This is a genomic window from Enterococcus sp. AMC1623, from assembly GCF_058216495.1.
Map to the genome: position 1 here is coordinate 1588399 of NZ_CM177096.1, position 20928 is coordinate 1609326.

Here is a 20928-nt window from a genome sequence, read left to right on the forward strand (position 1 = left end):
TTTTTTTAGTAGTAACTGCTCTTTTTTAGTGCTGATTTTTTGAATTTTTGACTTAAATTAACGCCAAAATCCATCAACTCATCGCTGGTCTTCACTTGCATATGGATACGCCCACTAATTGTTTTTTGAGGTTCCAAAAGTGCTTCAATGGCTTGATTAACTGCAACTAAATAATCAGCATCCGTCGATTGTTGCGCGATTTTTTTCATTTCTAATAAAATTTCCATTCCTTCTAATTCATAGGATGAAGACTCAAAAGGATGTTCCTTAACCGTTGCAATTGTTTTATCATCCCCAATTTCGATAGCTGACTGTTCAAATGGTTGTACTACGAACATCGTCACAATAAATAAATGAATCAATAACAAATGATGATAGGTTAGACCTAACGGATGCAACGGATTCAAGTCAAATGAGCGAAATTCTAAATACTCAATCCCGGTTGTGTATAAGTCTTCTAATTGTACCTTATGACTTCGAAGCCTTACTTTATTATAAAATTCACGCGTATGCAAAATAAGCCCAGCTGTGACAGAATGCTGAATGTCTTTAATATACTATTCAATACTTTCATAACTTATACTGAGTGGATCTTTATTTTGAAACCCAATATCACTACTCCGAATACTTCTCATGGAATCTTGAGGCAATTGTTTATCGCTAAAAAAAGCGGCTTCGTATAAGTCGGGATTGGCTATCGGTGTTGCTCCTAACAAATAGACTAACAGCCACTGCCAAGCTAAGTAATTACGAGAGATTTTTAGATAGAGCGCATTACGAAAATCTTGTTTCGTTTTAAATTCTGTTTGCACCATAAATAATTGATTGATTAATTCTTCATTTAAGGAATAATTGACATGGATACCACACATCAATTGACGTTTCTTACCATATTTTTCAGCAATTTGACTACGATAGGCAAAGTCTTCTGGTGTTGATTTTAGCGAAATTCGAATGTCTGATTCATCGGGCAAAATGGGCGGCATACTATACGGCCAGATATATTCATTCGGTGGTAAACTTTGCGCTAATAGTTGATTTAATTCGTTTAAATGATTGTGCAACTCTCGCATGTCACTCATCGGTGGTGTGATTAATTCGGTCTGGCTTTCTGAATAATCTGTAGTAATGGCTTTATGATACTGTGCATTGACGATAATCGGATGATCGGTTTGAGCTAACTCTCCGGCATGGGTTATTCGCAAACCTTCTTTTTCTAAACCAATAGCTCCTTTAAACAATAACGGTAGTTGCGCCTCTTGAATTACGTTTAAAATATCCATGATTTCACCTCTTTTGATTTGACAATCCATTACTTACTATTAATCGCTATATATAACCTCCTCATGAAATAAGAGCTTCCTTTTGTTTAATTTTATTCCCTAAATAAAGCGATTGCAAATCTAAGCTAAAAAATATTTAGCGTAACAAAACGTTATACATACAACAAAAAGTATCCGCTTACTTCACCGTCATGTCAGTATTATGTTATAATTACTTCATAAAGAATACTTGGTTATAGACGTATGACAACTTTAATCAATAAAAGGGAGGAACTACCATGGCAACAGAAAAACTAATTAAAGTAACACCGGAAGAATTGCATAAATTAATCCAGAATAAACTTCAAGCAGCAGGTCTGCCTGAAATACAAGCAGTAGAAACAGCGAATCATCTAGTTTACGCTGATTTATGTGGCGTCCATTCACATGGAGCAGTTCGAGTAGAGTATTATTCAGAGCGAATTAATAAAGGTGGGATTACCTTAGAACCAGAAGTTTATTTTGAAAAAACTGGCGATTGTTCCGGTGTTTTCCATGGAGATAATGCGCAAGGACAATACATTGCCAACTTAGCATTAGAACCAGCAATTGCCATGGCCAAGGAGAAAGGGGTCGCGGTAGTAGGGGTCTCTAAATGTGGTCACACTGGGACGCTTTCTTATTATCTACGTAAAATCGCAGAAGCAGGTTTACTAGGAATGTCGATGACTCAATCTGATCCAATGGCTGTGCCTTTTGGTGGTGCAGAGCCCTATTATGGAACAAATCCAATTGGTTTTGGCGCACCAAGTAATACCGACACGCCACTCATTTTTGATATGGCTACTACGGTTCAAGCATGGGGCAAAATTTTAGATGCACGTTCAAAAGGCAAAGAAATTCCAGCCGATTGGGCAGTTGATGAAGAAGGGCAAGCGACGACAGACCCAAACAAAGTGCGAGGCTTGATGCCAATTGCTGGTCCAAAAGGTTACGGACTCATGATGATGGTGGATGTTTTTTCAGGTGTCTTAATGAATCTACCATTTGGAAAACATGTAAGCTCAATGTATGACGATTTAACAGCTGGTCGTAATTTAGGGCAGTTATATATTATTCTAGATCCTGCTCGTTTTGGTAGTGCAGATATGTTTAAAGAACATATTACCCAAACAATGGAAGAATTAAATGCGACAAAACCAGCGAAAGGCTATTCAAGTGTCCGTTATCCTGGACAAGGCTCAAATCAACGCTACGAAAAAAATCGCAGAGAAGGCGTTGAAATTCCTGAATCAATTATTAATTATTTGAAATCAGATGTTATTCATAATGATAGTTACGAAGGATTAAGTGCCTTTGCAAATTAAATAACTAAAAAAGAGACGTCCCATTCACTAGAAAAGTGAATAGCTGGACGTCTCTTTTTCTGCTTTTTTTACACAAGAGCTTAATTCTATTCAGTTATTTCGTCGTCTGTGACCCACATATGATTCATCATCATTTCGCCACCGTCCGCTGGTTCATAATCTACTACATACACAGTACCTTGAATTGCTTCGTCAACAGTCGCATTTGCACCTTTCATACCTTCCATATGCTCGGCTTCTAAGACAACGGTATCTCCTGCTGATGCAGCTTCTTCAGAGTCTTCAAGCTCTTCTTGCACAACCCACTTATGGTTCTTCACTTCTGCTCCACCATTTGTTGGCTGATAGCTCACTTCATAGATGGTTGTGTCATAGGCACCTACAATTGTCGCTTGAGCATTTTCCATTCCTGGCATGTGAGTTGCAGTCAAAGTCACGTGTGTTCCTACTGGATATTTAGGATTTTCAGCCTCTTTCATCCCCGGTGGAATTTCACCAGAATCATGGTGATGCATCATTTCACTACTTGCAATAGAGGTTTCTACACTCGTCGAAGTACTTGCTTCTGATACTGTCGTATTTGTGGAATGATTTTCGTGGCTTGAATCTTGTGTTGTTCCTGACGAACATGCTCCTAAAATAACTAATGAACTTAAACCTATTACTGTTAAAATTTTTCTGTTCTTCATCGTCCTCACCTTTCTTTAGTAATTTCTTATTTTATTTTAACAATATTATTTACATATGTAAACTCAAAAGAAAACAACTCTATTTAACTAGCTATTGATTAAAAGTATCTTCTTATTTGTAGTACTTCTTCAAAAATGATTTAATTGGGAATATAAGCGTATTTAATAAGGCGGTGGTCTCTTGAAAACAGAAGCAAAATCAAACAATATCCTCCATGCAACGTTAGTATAGTAGCGACAATTGCATGGAGTAAAGTCGCCTCATACTAACTTTGCAACTTGTAAAAAAACACAAGGAGTGAATAGGTATGAACTATAAAAATGCGAAGGTCATTCTACCTGAATATTTAGTCAAAGAATTACAAAAATATTTTCAAGGTGGGTATCTTTATATTCCAATTCATAAAGAAAATCAAAAAGCATGGGGAGAACTTTCAGGCTATAAAGAAGAACTGAAGCAACGAAATACTTGTATTATTCAAGAATTTCATGATGGCTGTTCAATAAATAGTCTTGCAAAAAAATATCATCTTTCTACTCACGCAATTAAAAAAATTGTTTATTAAGTCCTCCATTGAAAGTTGTCATAGATGAACTATGGCAGCTTTTAATTGTATAAAAAACAAAACAGAATTGTTTCATCTCTTGTTAATAAAAAAAAGTAATCTACAATAATACTTACAGGAAACGGAGGGAATAAGATGACTTTTACAAAAATTGATATAGAAAATTGGCACCGCAAAGAATATTATTTGCACTACATGAATCAACCGTGTACCTATAGCTTAACAACTACTATCGATATTACAGAACTAAAAAATGGACTAAAGAATAATAATCAAAAAATTTATCCAGCATTAATTTATATGTTGACAACTATGGTCAATCAACATGAAGAATTCCGAATGACCAAAAATGCGAAAGCTGAATTAGGTTATTGGAAAGAACTTATCCCTAGTTACACTATTTTCAACAAGGAAAATCAAACATTTTCTAGTATTTGGACGACGTACACAACTAGTTTTACAGACTTTTATGCTGCTTGTGTCCAAGATATTGCTACCTACTCTGATTCAAAGACACTTTTCCCAAAGCAACCTTTTCCTACAAATTCATTGAATATATCTATCCTTCCGTGGACAGAATTCACCTCATTTAGTCTAAATATATATGATGAAGGTAGTTATCTACTCCCCATCTTTACCATTGGAAAATTCATTCAGGAAAACGAAAAAATTCTTATGCCATTAGCCATTCAAGTCAATCATGCCGTTTGTGATGGGTACCATCTTGGTAATTTCATTACCGATTTACAGCAATTCACAAAAAATTATAGCGACTGGCTTTAACTTAGTCTGTTAGGGATAGCTAGTCAAGCTCTACAAAAAGACTGTAGATTTTATCCAAATCATGGATGATATCTACAGTCTAAATAAACTATTCAATAGCTTTTCCTAAAATCGAACGCAAGGCTTTTTCTCTTAACGGGATGGTATCTATTTTGTTGTAGATTTCATAGCCTTGTACTAGCACATTACAAATATATAATTGCGAAATAATTCCTGCAAGAGACCCTCCATCTAAAAATTCTTCAATTGAAGTTTGCAACACAATATCACTTAACTTAGCAATCGGTGAAGAAAGATAATTTGTCACTGCAATAATCGTTGCACCATTTTCTTTAGCAATTTGCAGAGAATCGTATGTATCTTTGGTGCGCCCACTCAATGAAAATCCAATAACGACATCATTTTTGCCTAATAATGAAGCGGATTGAGATTGAAAATGTGGATCAACGACTGCTTTACAATGAACGCCCACTCGCAAAAACATATTCTCCAAATTCATACTAGTATTTCCACTAGACCCCACACCAAAAACATACAGATGGTTAGCATTTGTAATTTCAGCAATTGCATGAGTTAATGCTTTTTCATTGATTAATTGGCGCGTCGAATTCAGTGCATCAAACAAATTTTCTAAAATAGTATCATAAAAAGTATGTTCTTCCGTTGTGTGGCTACGACTAAAATCCTCTTTAGCTACCTCGATTTTTAAATCTGCAAATCCAGAAAAACCTAATTTTTGGCAGAAACGAACAATGGTAGCATCGCCTACGTTTGCCATTTCTTTAATATCACCCATTGTCGAATAAATTATTTTTTCTTTAATTGTTAATAAATAATCCGCTACTTTTTTTTCTGATTTTGTTAAGTTAGGATAATGTTCTTGGATTAATTGAATAAATGTCATCGTTTGACGTCCTCTTCTATCTTGATAATTCTTATTATATCGTAACAAAAAAAATAAATCATGCCTATTTACAAAAATGAAAGCGCATGATAGAATTCGTTATCGGAGTTAAACTCCAAAATATAATTAAAAATGGAGGCAAAAAGGAGAATGGAAAAAGAAACGCTCATTCATCAAATGAAAAGTGGCGTCATTGTTTCTTGTCAGGCACTTCCTGGCGAGCCAATGTATACCAAAAAAGGGGGCATTATGCCGTTATTTGCTTTAGCTGCCCAACAAGCAGGTGCTGTTGGTATACGTGCAAATTCTGTACGTGATATTAAAGAAATCAAGGAGATGGTTGATTTACCTATTATTGGTATCGTAAAAAAAGACTATCCCCCACAAAAGCCATTCATTACTGCCACTATAAAAGAAGTTGACGAGCTAGTTGCCATCGGTGTTGAAATAATTGCGTTAGATTGCACGTTACGTGAACGTCATGACGGCAAAACAATCAATCAATTTATCAGAGAAATAAAAGAAAAATATCCAAACCAATTGTTTATGGCAGATATTGCTACTCTTAAAGAAGGACTAAATGCCTTTGAAGCTGGAATTGATTTCGTTGGTACAACATTGAGTGGTTATACAGACGATAGTCTCGATGCAGAAAAGCCAAATATCCCTTTAATTCAATCCTTGCTTGCACAAGGCATTCCGGTAATTGCAGAAGGAAATATTCAAACGCCTGAACAAGTAGCAAAAATCAAAAAATTAGGTGTTACTGGAATTGTTGTCGGTGGCGCAATTACACGACCAAAAGAAATCGCTAGTCGATTTATTGCTGCGTTTAACGAATAGATTAAGGAGGAAAACAACATGTTTAAAAAATTTTCCCAAATAGGTAGAGCAATGATGTTACCCATCGCAATCTTACCGGTTGCCGGATTGCTATTAGGATTAGGTGGTGCATTAACAAATGAGAGCGCTCTTATTGCCTACCCATTTTTGAATCAACAGTGGTTACAAACAATTTTAAGTATTATGAGTTATGCAGGGAATGCAGTATTTGCGAATTTAGCGCTTATTTTTGCTATTGGTGTGTCTGTTGGTTTAGCCAAAGGTGATAAAGGGACTGCTGGCTTAGCTGGTGGTGTTGCTTATCTTGTTTATACAGCAACAATCAGTGGTTTTTTGCAATTATTTTCAGAAGCCGACGCGGTCATTGATACTGGTGTAGTTGGTTCCATTGTCATTGGTAGCACCGTTGCGTTTTTGCATAATAAATATCGTAAAATTGAATTGCCTCAATTTTTAGGATTCTTTGGTGGTTCACGTTTTATTCCTATTATTTCTTCTTTTGCCGCAATTATTTTAGGCGCATTCTTCTACATTATTTGGCCACCTATTCAAAATGGATTAGGTATTCTTGGTGAAAATATTGCTCAAATGGGAAGCTTAGGTACATTTTTATATGGCTTTTTATTACGATTAACCGGCGCTGTTGGTTTGCATCATACCATCTATCCCCTATTTTGGTATACGTCACTAGGCGGTACTGAAACAGTCGCAGGTAATGTCATTTCAGGTGCACAAAATATTTTCTTTGCACAATTGGCAGATTCTAATCATACAGGTTTATTTACTTATGGCACGCGCTTCTTCGCAGGACGTTTCGCAACGATGATGTTTGGTTTGCCTGCAGCTTGTTTAGCGATGTACCATTCAATTCCAAAAGCAAATCGTAAGAAAAATGCTGGATTGTATTTCAGTGGCGCACTCACTTCCACGTTAACAGGAATTACTGAACCGATTGAATACATGTTTTTATTTGTAGCTCCGTGGCTTTATGTTATTCATGCTTTTCTAGATGGCTTGTCTTTCTTAGCTGCTGACTTGTTAAATATTCGCATTGGAAATTCATTTTCTGGTGGTTTAATTGACTTTATGCTATTTGGTGTCTTACAAGGAAATGACAAAACAAACTGGATGTTAGTGATTCCCCTAGGCATTGTGTGGGCAGTCATTTATTATGTAGTTTTCCGTTTCTGTATCACTAAATTTAAAGTAGCGATTCCTGGCATGGATACTTCCTCAGAAGACACAGAAATTGCCATCGATCAAACAACAAGTTTACATCAAGAAGCATTGATGATTATTTCTGCATTGGGAAATAATGAAAATATTGAATCAGTGGAAGCTTGTGCTACGCGTTTAAGAGTCGCAGTAACTGATGGCACAATCGTAGATAAAGCAGCCATTCAAAAATTAGGCGCAACCGCCGTTTTTGAAGTAAAAGGTGGCATTCAAGCTGTTTTTGGAGGCAAAGCTGATTTACTTTCTCAAGAAATCAATCAAATTTTAGGAGAAGATGAATAAAGCAACTGCTAACAACTATTAAAATGATTCGTGAGTAAAAAGCCCGAGTGATAGCTTGCTTTATGCAATGAGTATCACTCGGGCTTTTAAATATTAGAACCAACTATTTGCAAAATAACATTGATAACATAAAAAAAGAAGCCGCGAGAATCGTTTTCGAAATGCTTTCGCACCAACAATTCTCCGACTTCGTGGGTTTGGCACCCATGGGGGCATAGGGGCTCGAACCCTAGACCCGCAGATTAAGAGTTGTTTAATGCAATTGACCAGTAGTATTATTTATCGTTAATTAAAGTTAGTTTGTACCTTTTAAACCCTTGATAGAATAACCTTTATAGGTACTAAGAGGAATTAATAATTTAAAAAGGGAAAAGATAATAAAAGTTAAAAAAAGAAAAATTACGGAAAAATTCGGAAAAAGTGTTGGCAAGAATTACACCTTTTGATAATAATTTAGCACTCCTCGTATTTATAATTCTACTACCAGTAAATCTATATACTATTAATTCTTACCGCTGCCTATTTGTATGATAGAATTGATTTAAGTAAATTTAAATCTTTTTTTAAGGGGATTAATTATGAAGTATACTTTTGATAAAAAAATTGCTGAGAATCTCAGACGTACAATAAATTCTAACAATTATTTTGTCATGAAACACTTTGCAGACTATACACAACTCAATCAAAAAGAAAAAAAGAACTTATGGAGTAAAATTTGCTCATGTATGGATTGGATTGATGTTTCGTTGTCAGGATTGCAATCTAAACCAAATTTTAGCAGAAAACATCATAATAAAGGTGCTTTAGAATTTGCTCATTTTATTCTAACCGTTGATATATTAACTGAAGCCATTAATAATATTTGGAATACCTTTTCTCTAGCTGATGAAATTAAATCATCTCCTTTAAAAAAAGATTCATCTGTTTTTGAAGGAGACATTTTTGGAAAAAAAGTTTCAGATGAGGTTTATTTTAAACATATTCGTGCCTTTTTTGGAATGCATGCTGTTAATGGTAATGAAATTAGCTTAGAAGTGGACGGGGAATATATACGAGCTAGGTTTTTTAGCAGTTGGTCTACAAGTCTAGATGGCGAAAATTTTTCTATTTCTTTGTATTCTAATAATAGAGAAATAGAACGAAGATATGGTGGGCAGCTAAAAATAACAGTAGAAAAAATATTACAATATGCTCATACAAGGTATATGTCATTAATTGAATTAACTTCTTTATTAGAAAACTTTTACATTATAACAAAAAAATATACCATTGAGAACAACCAGATTTCATTGTCTAATAATTTATCAACATTAGAGAAAATAAAAGCTCTCCGAACTTTTTCAAAAGAAACCATTTATTTAAAAGACTATTATAGTCAACATATAGATTGGTATATAAAGATGTTGCAGATTGATTTGGAAAAGTTTGAACAGAAAGATAAAAGTAGAATTTCAAATTATTTAAAAGAATTAGAATTGAAAGTGATTCCTGCATACCAATGTTCGCTTAATACTATGGATGACACTCCTTCTAAAGATATCGAATTAATTCTTCCTGATTTTTTATTTCAATCTGATTATATGTACGAATACTCAAAAATTTTGAATTTTTGTGAATATGAAATTGGAGATTTAGATGATATTAGTTATGAGTCAGCAAAATTAGCTAAAGGCTTTTCCCTCTCGATTTTAATTGAGGATGAAGAACTTCCTCAATACTGCTTGAATTTGACAAAAGAAGAATTATATTTACTAATTCAAGCGCGAGCATTTGAAATGAATAGAAAATATTTTAATTAAAGATCTCATGAACCAACTGATTTATTATTTACTCTAAAATACTCAAAATTTTTGTGAACGATTAGCTAGTGTTAGCAAGGAAAAATTATTCGATTTAAGTTTTATCGAATTTGAACATGATATTCTTTTTTGAATACAGCATTTTGAGACGTTTCTATGTAAAATTTGTAGAAACGTCTTTTTTGTTACACTAAATTCAATAGAATATTCGGAAAATGAATTGCAAATATTACTTTTATTAAACGTATTCATTTAAAAATTTTATTAATTCATAATGATACTGTGAAATGAGTTCATGCAACAATGTAATCTCTGAAGTATTTCTTCTAATTGCTACTATATAAGTAATTAGAATTAGCGTACCTAAGCTGTAACATTTATATATTTTTATTCGATTTTTAATTAAATCATAGCTTGTATGTTCTTAAGTTAGAAAGCACTTTTCTAAAATTGAAATCTATGTTAATATAAAGCGAACATTTGTTCCTTTATATAGATTTAAATAAATAATATCTATCCTATCAAAAAAAATACTTATCACAGGATACTCAAAATTATGTTTTGAAAGGAAAGTGTTTTTAATGTCTAAACAAAAAATAAATTATAATCATATTACTTTTTCAAATAATATTTCAGAACCTATGAGAAAAACTCAAATCATAAAACTTTCAAATTCTTATCATGAAAAAACGCATGACATTACAACAAGAATAGCACGTATAATTGAATTAATTCATAAAACGAATCCTCTTGACTTAATGAACTTCCTTACTACTACTGATTATTTTAGTAGTGCTCTTATGGGCTCAGAAATCGAGTATTCTAAAGAACAAATTTTACAAAACAGAGCTATAGAATATGTACAGAGCTTACTAGTATCAGATGCGATTCAATTTAGTAAACTTGAATATGATAAGAAAAAGCAAGAGCCTTACTTTTATCAAATTCAATCTGAGACAATAGCGCTTTATGAAGCAATTGAGGAATGGTACTTCTACTGGGCTGCATATGCGGAATACAAGCTGAAAATTGAAAAGGACGATATACTTTATATTGTGGAAGCTCAGTTATTTTCTCAAGTTAGAGGAAAAAGGTATCAATTTCAATTCAGAGAACATTTCGATACGTTGTTACAACCTCTAGACAAATTACTTCAAGATAACTATGACATTTCAGCCAATGAGTTGATTGATGGTCTATTATCTATCGAGCGTAGTTTAACCCAAGACAGAGGTAAAGCTGTTTCCCAATTAAGAAGTATGATGTTAAATCCTGATTTTGATTTTGAGAACCCTCAACAAAAATTCATTAGCGAAGGAACAGTTTTATTTGAAACTCTATTTGGAAATGCTTCGAATGATATTGAGGGAATAACTAATTGGCCTGTAAATTTCATAAAGAAATTATCTTTATCAATAGATGAATTTGCTGATTTTTCTCAACCTGGATTTAATTATTGGCCAATAATATCCTTACCTATACAAAAAAAACCATTTATTGAGATAGAAGGTAAATATTATTGTTTTGCTTATTATAATCTATTTGACAACATTTATCGCATTCTACAGAAACTATTATTTGATACTAATACCCAAAATATAAATCTTTGGGAACAAATTCAGAAGAATTCATCTGAAACAGCTATTTCAAATATTTTTCAGAAATTACTACCTAATTGTACAATTTTCAAAGATAACTACTATCCCAGAAAAATATCACTAAAGCAAATGAACGAAAATGACATTATAGTAGAATATGAAAATAGTCTAATTATTGTGGAAGTAAAGGCTGGATCCTTCTCACCCATTCCAGCTATTATAAACTATCAATCACATCTCAAATCATACCAATCCTTAGTTGAAAAAGCGGATCAACAATGTCAGAGAACAGTCGACTATCTTAAACGTAGTAACGAATCATCAATATATGATAAACAGAAGCACGTGAAAAAAACTTTCCAAATGAATGATTATGATTACATCTATACTATGTGTGTAACTATAGATGACTTTAATGAATTTGCTGCAAGAGCAGAAAAGTTAAATAAAGTAAATATAGCAGCTGGAACTATTGTAATTTCTATTGAGGATTTAAGAACGTATAAGGATTACTTTCAGTCTCCATTCATATTTCTTAACTTTCTTGAAAATAGAACAAATGCTACTCAAATCGAACAAATGCGTTTAACTGATGAATTAGACCATTTAGGTATGTATATTGAACACAATATGTATCCTAAAACTTTTAGTAATGGTAAAAAAAATATGATTTTTCAAGGTTTTGGATATAGAGAACAACTAGATAATTATTTTATGTCTTTATGGTCAACTGAAGAAAAACTTAGACCCGAAAGGGATTTTGATGATACAAGAAGGCAATTACTTTGTTTATTGGGAAAAAATGATCTAAGAAAAAAACTTATTTTTTCTAATTTCCTGTTAGATTTTTCAACTGAAGGTGCTGATTTTTTTTCAAAAAGTATTGTATCTCTTCAAAGAAGACAACTTGAACTAAAACGTATGGTTCCTGCAATATCCGCAGGTAAAGATTGTCGTTATGTTCTGTTCATAGACCAACCAGATATTGAAAAATACCCACGAGATATGATGTTAAAGTATTGTAATGGCATGCTAGCTTATGGTAATTTTTCAAACTTAATTTTAATTCATTTATATGTAGATTCAGAAATGAAAATAATTGATTTTTGGTTTGAAGAAAAAAATAAACAAGACATACCTCTTGAAAAATTATCAGAACTTAAGACATATGGAGAGATTACATTTGGAACAAGATTTCAAAAAATGATTGGTGATTCAAAAAAGAAAAAAATTGGGAGAAATTCTCCCTGTCCATGTGGAAGTGGATTGAAGTATAAAAAATGTTGTGGGAAATAAATAGTATAATTTAGTTTTTAATAAAATAATTTTTTATAAGCAAAAATATTAAATGTAGACACTTCAGATAACTGAGGTGTCTTTTTTATTTACAAGGAGTTGATTACAATAACAAATTTAACTCTAGGTAGCCTCTTTGACGGTATCGGTGTCTTCCCTTTAGCTGCTCAAAAAAATTCCATCACACCACTTTGGGCGAGTGAAATCGAAAAAGCACCAATCCGCATCACTAAACGACATTTTCCTAATATGATCCATTTAGGGGACTTAACCAAATTACACGGTGGAAAAATTCCACCCGTTGATATTGTCACTTTTGGATCCCCTTGCCAAAATCTTTCAACCATCGGAAATCGTGAAGGTTTAGCTGGCAAGAAATCCAATTTATTTTATGAAGCTATTCGAATTATTGAAGAAATGAGGCATGCTACAAATGGAAACTATCCAACTCTCGCTATTTGGGAAAACGTCATGGGAGCTTTTTCTTCAAATGACCGGATGGATTTTAAGGCCGTCCTGGAAGCCTTCGTTCAAACCGAAGTTCCAATTCCTCCCTCTCGTCAATGGGCACACGCTGGAATGGTGCGAAGCCGAACAGTTGATCTCTGTTGGCGAGTCTTTGACAGTCAATATTGGGGCGTGCCCCAACGTCGTCGAAGAATCTTTCTCGTCGCAGATTTTAGAGACTTCCGTGCCAGAGAAATACTATTTGACACCAAAGGAATGCAACCGAATTTTGAATCTAGCCACTCGAACAAATTGTCGGCCACCCAAACGAATCGAAAGTCTGTTGCTAAAACAAGGCGGAAAATACACCTCTATCCCTTCCAAGAGCGCCGGATGCGAACCTATGCAAAAACACAAAACCACTCAGGATTCATTTCCAGCTTTGGAAAAACAACTGACCCTTTTCCCACCCTATTAGCTGGTACCGTAGATGTCTTTGCTTATTGGCAAGAAGGATTAGAAAAAGAAGGATTTATCCGAAAGCTCACACCACTTGAATGTGAACGAATCATGGGCTTGCCTGAACATTGGACAAAATATGGTGTGGAGAAGCAACTCATCAGTGATTTTGCTCGATACAAAGCTTTAGGAAATTCAATTGTTCTACCCTGTGCAGAATACATCCTCTCAAATGTCTCAAAAGTTTATGGAAAGAAGGTTACTCATGATTAGAGATACAGAAAGTTTACACGCTGCTCAACAAATCCTATGTACCAATGCCATAAATCAATTAAATGCTTCCATTCATAATTTCCAATTTCTTCAACACATTGATGGACGAGAACCTAAAGGAAGACAAATACTGGCCGAACAGTTGATTGAAATTGAAGATTGGGAAGCCCCTTTCCGATTGGAATACGATACCGATATTTCAGATTTAAACCGTTTGGCCCTTTTATTAGAAGAAAACAGTCACTATCCGTTATTCCCTTATTTAGAGGAATTGGTTGAAAAGACGTGGTTGACTCCTTAGAAGATGGATTAAATCGTTTAAACCGACTCACCCATTTAGAAGAAAAACCCACCAATTCAGAAATTTCAGAAGAAGCGTTTGAATTATCAGATGGTACCTATCTTATAATTTAATAAAAAAAGAATTTTATTAAGTAATTGACTTTATATCGACAACCATCTATATTAATACATAGATAACTGTCGATATAAGGAGTGTCAATCATGAATTATGAAAAAATAGCTTTAATACTAAAAGCTTTAGCTGATTCTAAACGTTTAAAGATAGTGGATATTTTATCGTGTGGAACCATGTGTGCTTGTGACATTTTAGAACATTTTGATTTTACCCAACCTACGTTATCACACCACATGAAAGTATTAGAAAAAGCAGGTATTGTTTGCGTTACAAAAAAGGGGCTCTGGCATTATTATGAGCTGACAGAAACCTTTGTAGAAGAGTTTAACGGCTCTATGCAACAACTTTTCTCAAGTGAATCTAGTTGTATTTGTCATGAAACAAGCCAATGCTCTTCTAAAGGAGAAACGGTGGTGAATGCAAATGGCTAAAGAAACAGAAAATACAGGTATTAATTTTTTTGAGAAGTATTTGACGGTCTGGGTCTTACTTTGCATGGTGTTAGGAATACTAATTGGACAATTTTCCCCCTCCTTTTCTCAAGAATTAGAAAAAATTCAAATTGCGAATGTGAATATTCCGATTGCTGTATTGACATGGATTATGATTTTTCCCATGATGATGAAAATTGATTTCAAATCTATTTTAGATGTTCGAAAGAATTATCAAGGACTAGCTATTTCAAGTATTACCGCATGGCTAATTAAGCCGTTTTTAATGTTTGGACTCGCAACCTTCTTCTTTTATGTTGTTTTTCGCAATTTTATTCCTACGGATTTAGCAAGAGATTATGTAGCTGGGGCAGTTTTATTAGGAACAGCACCTTGTACGGCTATGGTGTTTGTTTGGAGTAATCTGACGAAAGGTGACCCTGCGCACACGCTGGTTCAAGTATCAATTAATGATTTGCTAATTATCGTTTTATTTGTTCCAATTGTTTCGCTCTTACTAGGAATCAACAATGTTTTTGTTCCTTGGGGAATTCTCTTTGCTTCAGTTGCATTGTTTGTTTTAGTCCCTTTGATGGGTGGTGCATTCACTCGCTATTTAGTGATTAAATATAAAGGATTAAATTACTTTGAAACAAAATTTTTACCTAAATTTGATCCGATTACAACGATTGGTTTACTACTAACGCTGATTATTATTTTTACCTATCAGGGAAGTATTATTATCAGTAATCCTTGGCATGTCTTAATGATTGCCGTCCCACTCGTTTTGCAAAATATCATTACAGCAAATTCTGCTTATTTTGCTTGTAAACTGACTAAACAACCACATAATGTAGCAGCACCTGCAGCTTTAATAGGTGCCTCAGATTTCTTTGAACTTTCTGTTGCTGTGGCAATTACCTTATTTGGGGTCAATTCACCTGTTGTTCTTGTGTGTACAGTAGGTGTTTTAACAGAAGTACCAGTGATGTTACTTCTTGTAAAATTAGTAAATAAAACTCGCGGTTGGTTTGAACCAGCGAAGAATTGAGGAAATGATGAAAAAAGTTTATTTTTTGTGTACGGGAAATTCATGTCGTAGCCAAATTGCAGAAGGCTATGGCAAAAAATATTTAACTGATAAAGGCTTTGAAGTTCGCAGTGCGGGTATTGAAACACATGGTTTAAATCCTAGAGCTGTTAAAATCATGGAAGAAGATGGCATTGATATAACGGTTCAAACGTCGGATTTAATCGACCAAAAGTATTTTAATGAAGCGGATTTAATTATTACCCTTTGTGGTGACGCCAAAGACAATTGTCCAGTAATTCCTAAAACAGCCACACATCTTCATTGGGGATTAGAAGACCCTGCAAAAGCAACGGGTAGTGAAGAAGAAATTATGAATAAATTCAGAGAAGTTAGAGATGTAATCAAGGAAAAAATACAGCATTTAGAAATAGAATAAGCCTATTGAAAGCAATCAAGAAAAATCTTGATTGCTTTTTTTGTGGAAAGGAATGAATGATATGAACAATATTCCACGTTCTCCCCCACTTATTTAGGAATCACCCATGATTTGCATTCACTTTCGACAACAAAAAATTTAATGAAAAGAGGAAATACAATGGAATTAAAATATGTCGTCCCTATCATGAAAGAAACGTTTGGGAATTTAGAATTTGCCGGTGAAGGAGCCGTGGAACAACGACGAATCAATGGTCGAATGTCTACTGTTTCTCGCAGTTACAACTTATATTCAGATGTGCAACGTGCGGATGATATTGAGGTCATTTTACCTCATACTGCCGGTGAAAAATTCTTTGAAGCCGATCAGCTTGTTCAATTAGTCAATCCACGCATTGTCGCAGAGGGGTATAAAATTGGTGAACGAGGATTTACGAATTATGTATTGCACGCTGACGATATGGTCAAAGCCTAAGGAGGAAAAGAAATGAGATTAGCACAAGGAATTGTCATTGATAAAGAACAAACTTTTGGTCGTTTACGTTTTTCAGCGTTGCGTCGGGAAGTCTTTTTAACCAACGAAGATGGCACTGTATCAACGGAAGTCAAGGAACGAACCTATGATTTAAAATCCAAAGAACAAGGACGAATGATCCAAGTCAGTATTCCTGCTTCTGTGTCATTAAAAGAATTTGAGTACAATGCAGAAGTGGCGCTAGTGAACCCGATTGCTGATACAGTCGCAAATGCAACATTTCGTGGGGCGGATGTCGACTGGTATATAAAAGCCGATGATTTAGTGTTGAAAAATAAACCGACACCTGCACCAAAGATTGATCCAAAGAATAAACAAGGCTAACGGATGAAATACTTACAAAGAAAAGGAAAACGTATCAGACCGAGTGATCGACACTTGGTCTTTCAGTTTTTCTTTAGTGCAATCACTGCCTGTTGGTTACTTAGCTGCCTACCCTTTCACCTACGTTTTTTCAAACAAACGACATGGCAACTAGAAGAATTCAAGCACCACTTCCTTCGTCCCTATGGTTGGTTGAGTTTGTTGGCTTCTTTGATGGTCGTAGGTGTTGCCTCATTTCTTTTCTATCGCTATGCCTATGACTTTTATAAAAGTTTAACCCATCGTCAAAAACTGGCTCGAATGATTGTAGAAAACGGTTGGTATGAAACCAAGCAAGTGGAAGAATTTCAACTCTTTGAAGATTCTCCTTCTAAAAAGAAAGAAAAAATCAGTTATTTCCCTAAAGTCTATTATCGAATGAATCAAGGGATTCTCCATATTCTTGTAGAGATTACCTTAGGAAAATACCAAGAACAATTATTGAAATTAGAGAAGAAATTGGAATCTGGCCTATATTGCGAATTGATTGATAAGGAACTCAAAGATTCTTTCATTGAGTATACATTGCTTTATGATACGATTGCGAATCGTATTTCGATTGAAGACGTATCAGTAAAACATGGTTCCATGAAATTGATGAAAAATTTGTCCTGGGCATTCGATTCCCTTCCCCACATGTTAATCGCTGGTGGAACCGGTGGTGGGAAAACGTATTTCATTTTAACAATGATTGAATCTCTTTTGAAGACGAACGCCAAACTCTTCATTCTCGATCCCAAGAATGCCGATTTAGCTGATTTACGTACTGTTATAGAAAATGTCTATTACAAGAAGGGAGAAATTTCCAAATGTATTGATGATTTTTATCATCGAATGATGGCTCGCAGTACCGCTATGAAGAAAATGCCTAACTATAAAACAGGCGAAAATTACGCTTATTTGGGATTAGAACCAAACTTTCTCATCTTTGATGAATATGTGGCGTATATGGAAATGTTAACCACCAAAGAAAATATGGCTGTCATGAATAAACTGAAACAAATTGTCATGTTAGGTCGTCAAGCAGGTTTTTTTATCATTTTAGCCTGTCAGCGTCCCGACGCAAAGTATCTTCAAGATGGAATTCGCGATCAATTTAATTTTCGAGTAGCACTTGGTCGTATGAGTGAGCTTGGGTATTCGATGATGTTTGGTGACGTGGACAAAGATTTTTTCTTAAAACAAATCAAAGGTCGCGGATATGTAGATGTTGGTAACAATGTTATTAGTGAATTTTACACACCATTGGTACCAAAAGGACATGATTTTTTAGAAACAATTGGTTACTTATTTAATTCAAAAGCAACAAAAGAAACGGAGGATTCAGAAGATGGATTTTGATACATGTATTTACCGTCTTTATGAAATTAGCAGAAGTGATGAGGAAGAAATTAGTAGTCGGTTTCGTCAATTAGCTTTTGATGTCAGTAAAAATGGCATTATGGGATTGGTACCACTCGAAGAAGGAGGGATTACCGATGGTGTGCCCTTTAATGTGATTCTTACTACATTGCAATCAAGTATGGAGCAATGCACCTCTTCCCTTCATCGTTTACAAATTGAATCCCTTTATAATGACTTAATTTCAGAAGGTATTGACGGTTATAGACAATAGCGTGGATATGAAAGGACTGCAGCGGAATTTTTTAGAAAACTGCGATATAGTAAGTTTAACAACAAGATTGGAGGAAATGGCATGCTTTATTTTGTCCGTACCGTTTTTACCAGTTTGCATCCGTCTTATTTGATCCGTCAGTATGTCTATAGTGGGATTGTCACTGCTTTTTTCTATTTTTTAAGTTCCGGTACTATCCCAACATCCTTTTACGTCTTTTTAGGGCTGAATTTCATCCTGTATCCATTTGCCATCTTTGTGTATGATTCAGCTGTTTCCCTTTTGATGGACGATAATGTATGGATTACAAGTGGACTTTTCGCATTGATTTGGGGAGGATTCAAAATTTTGTTGACCTATTTCTTTAGTGTGTTGATTGCACCCATTGGTATCCTTCTTTTGTATGTTATCAATCGTTCGCGGAGTCAGTAAGAACAAAGATGTTCCATTCATCCCGTAGAAAGGGTGTGAATGATCGAAGAAACAAACCTGTGACTGATCATTGATACCCTTTAGAGGGGAAACATGAGCGAAGTCGAATGTATAAGAGTATACACCTACGTATCTCAACAAAAAACAAGGAAAAAACAGGGCAACAAAAGAACAATCACAGGCAGAAAAAGTCCTGACGGCAACGCAAAAGTCAGGGCTTTTTCTAGCCTGGTGGGTGTGGCTTGCCACGCCCACCGAGTGCTTAACCCCCCGTATCTAACAGGGGGGTAGAAATACAAACTAAATAGACAATAAAGGCTTAAAAAAACTGTTCTATCAACCTTTATTGCAGAATAGAAGATGTCAATTTTTTTCGATTAGTTGACATCTTTTGGTTTACCCAAATAAAGTCAGGAGGATTAATTGTGACAAACCTCAAAACAACCATTTTAGAATTAAAGGAACGACGAAAATCCTATGGGGTTTCGCAAAATAAATTAGCTACTTCTGTTGGGATTTCTCGTCAGTATTTAAGTGAAATTGAAACGGAGAAAGTGCTCCCTTCCAGTGACTTACTTTCAGAACTAGAGGATATGCTGGAACGCTTCAATCCAGAATTACCACTAGAATTATTATTCGACTATGTACGGATTCGTTTTCCAACAACAAATCCAGAAGGTGTGATCAAGAATATCCTTAAATTAAAAATGAAGTATATGTTGCATGAAGACTATGCCTTTTATTCGTATGAAGAACAATATATTTTTGGCGACATTGCGGTGATGGTCTCTCATGATATTGAAAAAGGTGTACTTGTTGAAATGAAAGGCAAAGGTTGTCGTCAATTTGAACATTTTCTCTTAGCACAACGTCGTACTTGGTATGATTTCTTTTTGGATGTCTTTGCAGTGGATGGGGTTTATAAACGCTTAGATTTAGCGATTAATGACAAAGTCGGTTTACTCAATATTCCCGAACTCACACGTAAATGCCAAAAGGAAGAATGTATTTCTGTCTTTCGTAGCTTCAAAAACTATCGGTCTGGTGAATTGGTGCGACAATATGAAAAAGCGGATATGGGCGATACTTTATACATTGGTTCGTTGAAATCAGAAGTCTATTTTTGTATCTATCAAAAAGACTATGAACAATACGTTAAATTGGGGATACCTTTAGAAGAGAATCCAGTCAAAAATCGTTTTGAGATCCGCTTAAAGAATGAACGTGCGTTACATGCAGTGATTGATTTGTTAAATAATGGCAATGTTGGCCATACGACCTTCTCTATTATTAATCGCTACATTCGTTTTGTCGATAAGGAACCCAACAAACGTCGCAGTCAATGGAAAATCAATGCCGACTGGGCGTTTTTCTTAGGCGAAAACCAACGAAAATTACGCCTCACTTCTGAACCTGCCCTCTACTCTTTTGATCGTACCTTGAATTGGTTGGCACATCAAGTGGTTCCAACACTAAAGCTTGCGATGAAGATTGACAAGCTGAATCAAACTTCTGTCATTCAAGATATGATTCGTCATGCAGAATTATCCGATCGTCACAAAAAAATTTTACAGCAACAAACCCTTCCTGTAGAGGAAGTTATTATCGAATAAAGGAGAATGTTTTATGAACTTTGGACAAAATTTGTATAACTGGTTTTTATCGAATGCAGAATCATTAGTGTTATTAGCAATCGTTGTGATTGGAGTCTATTTAGGCTTTAAACGAGAGTTTTCTAAATTAATTGGCTTCTTAATCATTGCCTTGATTGCGGTTGGTTTAGTCTTTAATGCAGCAGGTGTAAAAGATGTCTTATTGAACCTCTTCAATCGTATTATTGGTGCCTAGAACGGAGTGATTAC

The 20928-nt window shown here is 34.7% G+C and carries 22 protein-coding genes and 1 pseudogene; 20 read left to right on the forward strand and 3 right to left on the reverse strand.

Annotated features, from left to right (window positions below; genetic code table 11):
* Nucleotides 1-5: 5 nt before the first annotated feature.
* Nucleotides 6-1313, reverse strand: a pseudogene (locus AC4BC7_RS07805) (hypothetical protein).
* Between the two features lie 248 nt (nucleotides 1314-1561).
* On the opposite strand from AC4BC7_RS07805, the gene allD reads away from it, so the two are divergent.
* Nucleotides 1562-2629 (forward strand): ureidoglycolate dehydrogenase, encoded by a 1068-nt coding sequence (gene allD / locus AC4BC7_RS07810; RefSeq protein WP_207941378.1) that lies wholly within the window; start codon nucleotides 1562-1564, stop codon nucleotides 2627-2629.
* Between the two features lie 86 nt (nucleotides 2630-2715).
* Here the strand turns inward: allD and AC4BC7_RS07815 are convergent, their stop codons facing one another.
* A complete protein-coding gene (locus AC4BC7_RS07815) occupies nucleotides 2716-3318 on the reverse strand; it encodes a YdhK family protein (protein WP_490504316.1) in 603 nt (200 codons plus the stop codon).
* A 308-nt stretch (nucleotides 3319-3626) separates the two neighbouring features.
* On the opposite strand from AC4BC7_RS07815, the gene AC4BC7_RS07820 reads away from it, so the two are divergent.
* Both AC4BC7_RS07820 and catA read left to right on the forward strand, forming a co-directional pair.
* A complete protein-coding gene (locus AC4BC7_RS07820; RefSeq protein WP_490504317.1) occupies nucleotides 3627-3884 on the forward strand; it encodes a CD3324 family protein in 258 nt (85 codons plus the stop codon).
* Nucleotides 3885-4019: 135 nt separating this feature from the next.
* Nucleotides 4020-4667 carry a type A chloramphenicol O-acetyltransferase gene (gene catA, locus AC4BC7_RS07825; protein WP_490504319.1) on the forward strand — a complete coding sequence of 216 codons (648 nt, stop codon included), beginning with the start codon at nucleotides 4020-4022 and terminating at the stop codon, nucleotides 4665-4667.
* Nucleotides 4668-4755: 88 nt separating this feature from the next.
* On the opposite strand, the gene AC4BC7_RS07830 is transcribed toward catA, so the two are convergent.
* The gene (locus AC4BC7_RS07830) at nucleotides 4756-5571 is read right to left on the reverse strand and encodes a MurR/RpiR family transcriptional regulator (RefSeq protein ID WP_490504320.1); all 816 of its coding nucleotides are present in this window, start codon (nucleotides 5569-5571) and stop codon (nucleotides 4756-4758) included.
* A gap of 150 nt (nucleotides 5572-5721) precedes the next feature.
* On the opposite strand from AC4BC7_RS07830, the gene AC4BC7_RS07835 reads away from it, so the two are divergent.
* From AC4BC7_RS07835 to AC4BC7_RS07915, 17 genes are all read left to right on the forward strand, one after another.
* Nucleotides 5722-6414: an N-acetylmannosamine-6-phosphate 2-epimerase gene (locus AC4BC7_RS07835; protein WP_490504321.1), complete on the forward strand. Its 693-nt coding sequence runs from the start codon at nucleotides 5722-5724 to the stop codon at nucleotides 6412-6414.
* An 18-nt stretch (nucleotides 6415-6432) separates the two neighbouring features.
* Nucleotides 6433-7932 carry a PTS transporter subunit EIIC gene (locus AC4BC7_RS07840; RefSeq protein ID WP_490504322.1) on the forward strand — a complete coding sequence of 500 codons (1500 nt, stop codon included), beginning with the start codon at nucleotides 6433-6435 and terminating at the stop codon, nucleotides 7930-7932.
* 578 nt (nucleotides 7933-8510) lie between these two features.
* On the forward strand, nucleotides 8511-9731 hold the full coding sequence (locus tag AC4BC7_RS07845) for a hypothetical protein (protein ID WP_490504323.1): 1221 nt from the start codon (nucleotides 8511-8513) through the stop codon (nucleotides 9729-9731).
* Nucleotides 9732-10312: 581 nt separating this feature from the next.
* Nucleotides 10313-12625 (forward strand): YecA family protein, encoded by a 2313-nt coding sequence (locus tag AC4BC7_RS07850; protein ID WP_490504324.1) that lies wholly within the window; start codon nucleotides 10313-10315, stop codon nucleotides 12623-12625.
* Between the two features lie 99 nt (nucleotides 12626-12724).
* Complete coding sequence (locus AC4BC7_RS07855; RefSeq protein ID WP_490504325.1) at nucleotides 12725-13804, forward strand: DNA cytosine methyltransferase; 1080 nt, start codon at nucleotides 12725-12727, stop codon at nucleotides 13802-13804.
* On the forward strand, nucleotides 13797-14105 hold the full coding sequence (locus tag AC4BC7_RS07860) for a hypothetical protein (RefSeq protein WP_490504326.1): 309 nt from the start codon (nucleotides 13797-13799) through the stop codon (nucleotides 14103-14105). Before AC4BC7_RS07855 ends, AC4BC7_RS07860 begins: the two co-directional genes overlap by 8 nt.
* Nucleotides 14090-14218 carry a hypothetical protein gene (locus AC4BC7_RS07865; RefSeq protein ID WP_490504327.1) on the forward strand — a complete coding sequence of 43 codons (129 nt, stop codon included), beginning with the start codon at nucleotides 14090-14092 and terminating at the stop codon, nucleotides 14216-14218. The genes AC4BC7_RS07860 and AC4BC7_RS07865 overlap by 16 nt, the downstream gene beginning before the upstream one ends.
* A 90-nt stretch (nucleotides 14219-14308) precedes the next feature.
* Entirely contained in the window at nucleotides 14309-14653 is a 345-nt protein-coding gene (locus tag AC4BC7_RS07870) for an ArsR/SmtB family transcription factor (RefSeq protein ID WP_490504328.1), read from the forward strand.
* A complete protein-coding gene (gene arsB / locus AC4BC7_RS07875; RefSeq protein WP_490504329.1) occupies nucleotides 14646-15704 on the forward strand; it encodes an ACR3 family arsenite efflux transporter in 1059 nt (352 codons plus the stop codon). Before AC4BC7_RS07870 ends, arsB begins: the two co-directional genes overlap by 8 nt.
* A gap of 7 nt (nucleotides 15705-15711) precedes the next feature.
* Nucleotides 15712-16122 (forward strand): arsenate reductase (thioredoxin), encoded by a 411-nt coding sequence (gene arsC / locus AC4BC7_RS07880; RefSeq protein ID WP_490504330.1) that lies wholly within the window; start codon nucleotides 15712-15714, stop codon nucleotides 16120-16122.
* A 159-nt stretch (nucleotides 16123-16281) separates the two neighbouring features.
* Complete coding sequence (locus AC4BC7_RS07885) at nucleotides 16282-16596, forward strand: YdcP family protein (RefSeq protein ID WP_325820500.1); 315 nt, start codon at nucleotides 16282-16284, stop codon at nucleotides 16594-16596.
* Nucleotides 16597-16608: 12 nt separating this feature from the next.
* Complete coding sequence (locus tag AC4BC7_RS07890; protein ID WP_490504331.1) at nucleotides 16609-16980, forward strand: YdcP family protein; 372 nt, start codon at nucleotides 16609-16611, stop codon at nucleotides 16978-16980.
* Between the two features lie 3 nt (nucleotides 16981-16983).
* Nucleotides 16984-18360: an FtsK/SpoIIIE domain-containing protein gene (locus tag AC4BC7_RS07895; protein WP_490504332.1), complete on the forward strand. Its 1377-nt coding sequence runs from the start codon at nucleotides 16984-16986 to the stop codon at nucleotides 18358-18360.
* The gene (locus AC4BC7_RS07900) at nucleotides 18350-18634 is read left to right on the forward strand and encodes a hypothetical protein (RefSeq protein WP_490504333.1); all 285 of its coding nucleotides are present in this window, start codon (nucleotides 18350-18352) and stop codon (nucleotides 18632-18634) included. The genes AC4BC7_RS07895 and AC4BC7_RS07900 overlap by 11 nt, the downstream gene beginning before the upstream one ends.
* An 81-nt stretch (nucleotides 18635-18715) precedes the next feature.
* Complete coding sequence (locus AC4BC7_RS07905) at nucleotides 18716-19066, forward strand: hypothetical protein (protein WP_490504334.1); 351 nt, start codon at nucleotides 18716-18718, stop codon at nucleotides 19064-19066.
* Between the two features lie 422 nt (nucleotides 19067-19488).
* Complete coding sequence (mobT, locus tag AC4BC7_RS07910) at nucleotides 19489-20679, forward strand: MobT family relaxase (protein ID WP_490504420.1); 1191 nt, start codon at nucleotides 19489-19491, stop codon at nucleotides 20677-20679.
* Nucleotides 20680-20692: 13 nt separating this feature from the next.
* Complete coding sequence (locus AC4BC7_RS07915) at nucleotides 20693-20914, forward strand: hypothetical protein (RefSeq protein WP_005881294.1); 222 nt, start codon at nucleotides 20693-20695, stop codon at nucleotides 20912-20914.
* Nucleotides 20915-20928: the final 14 nt, after the last annotated feature.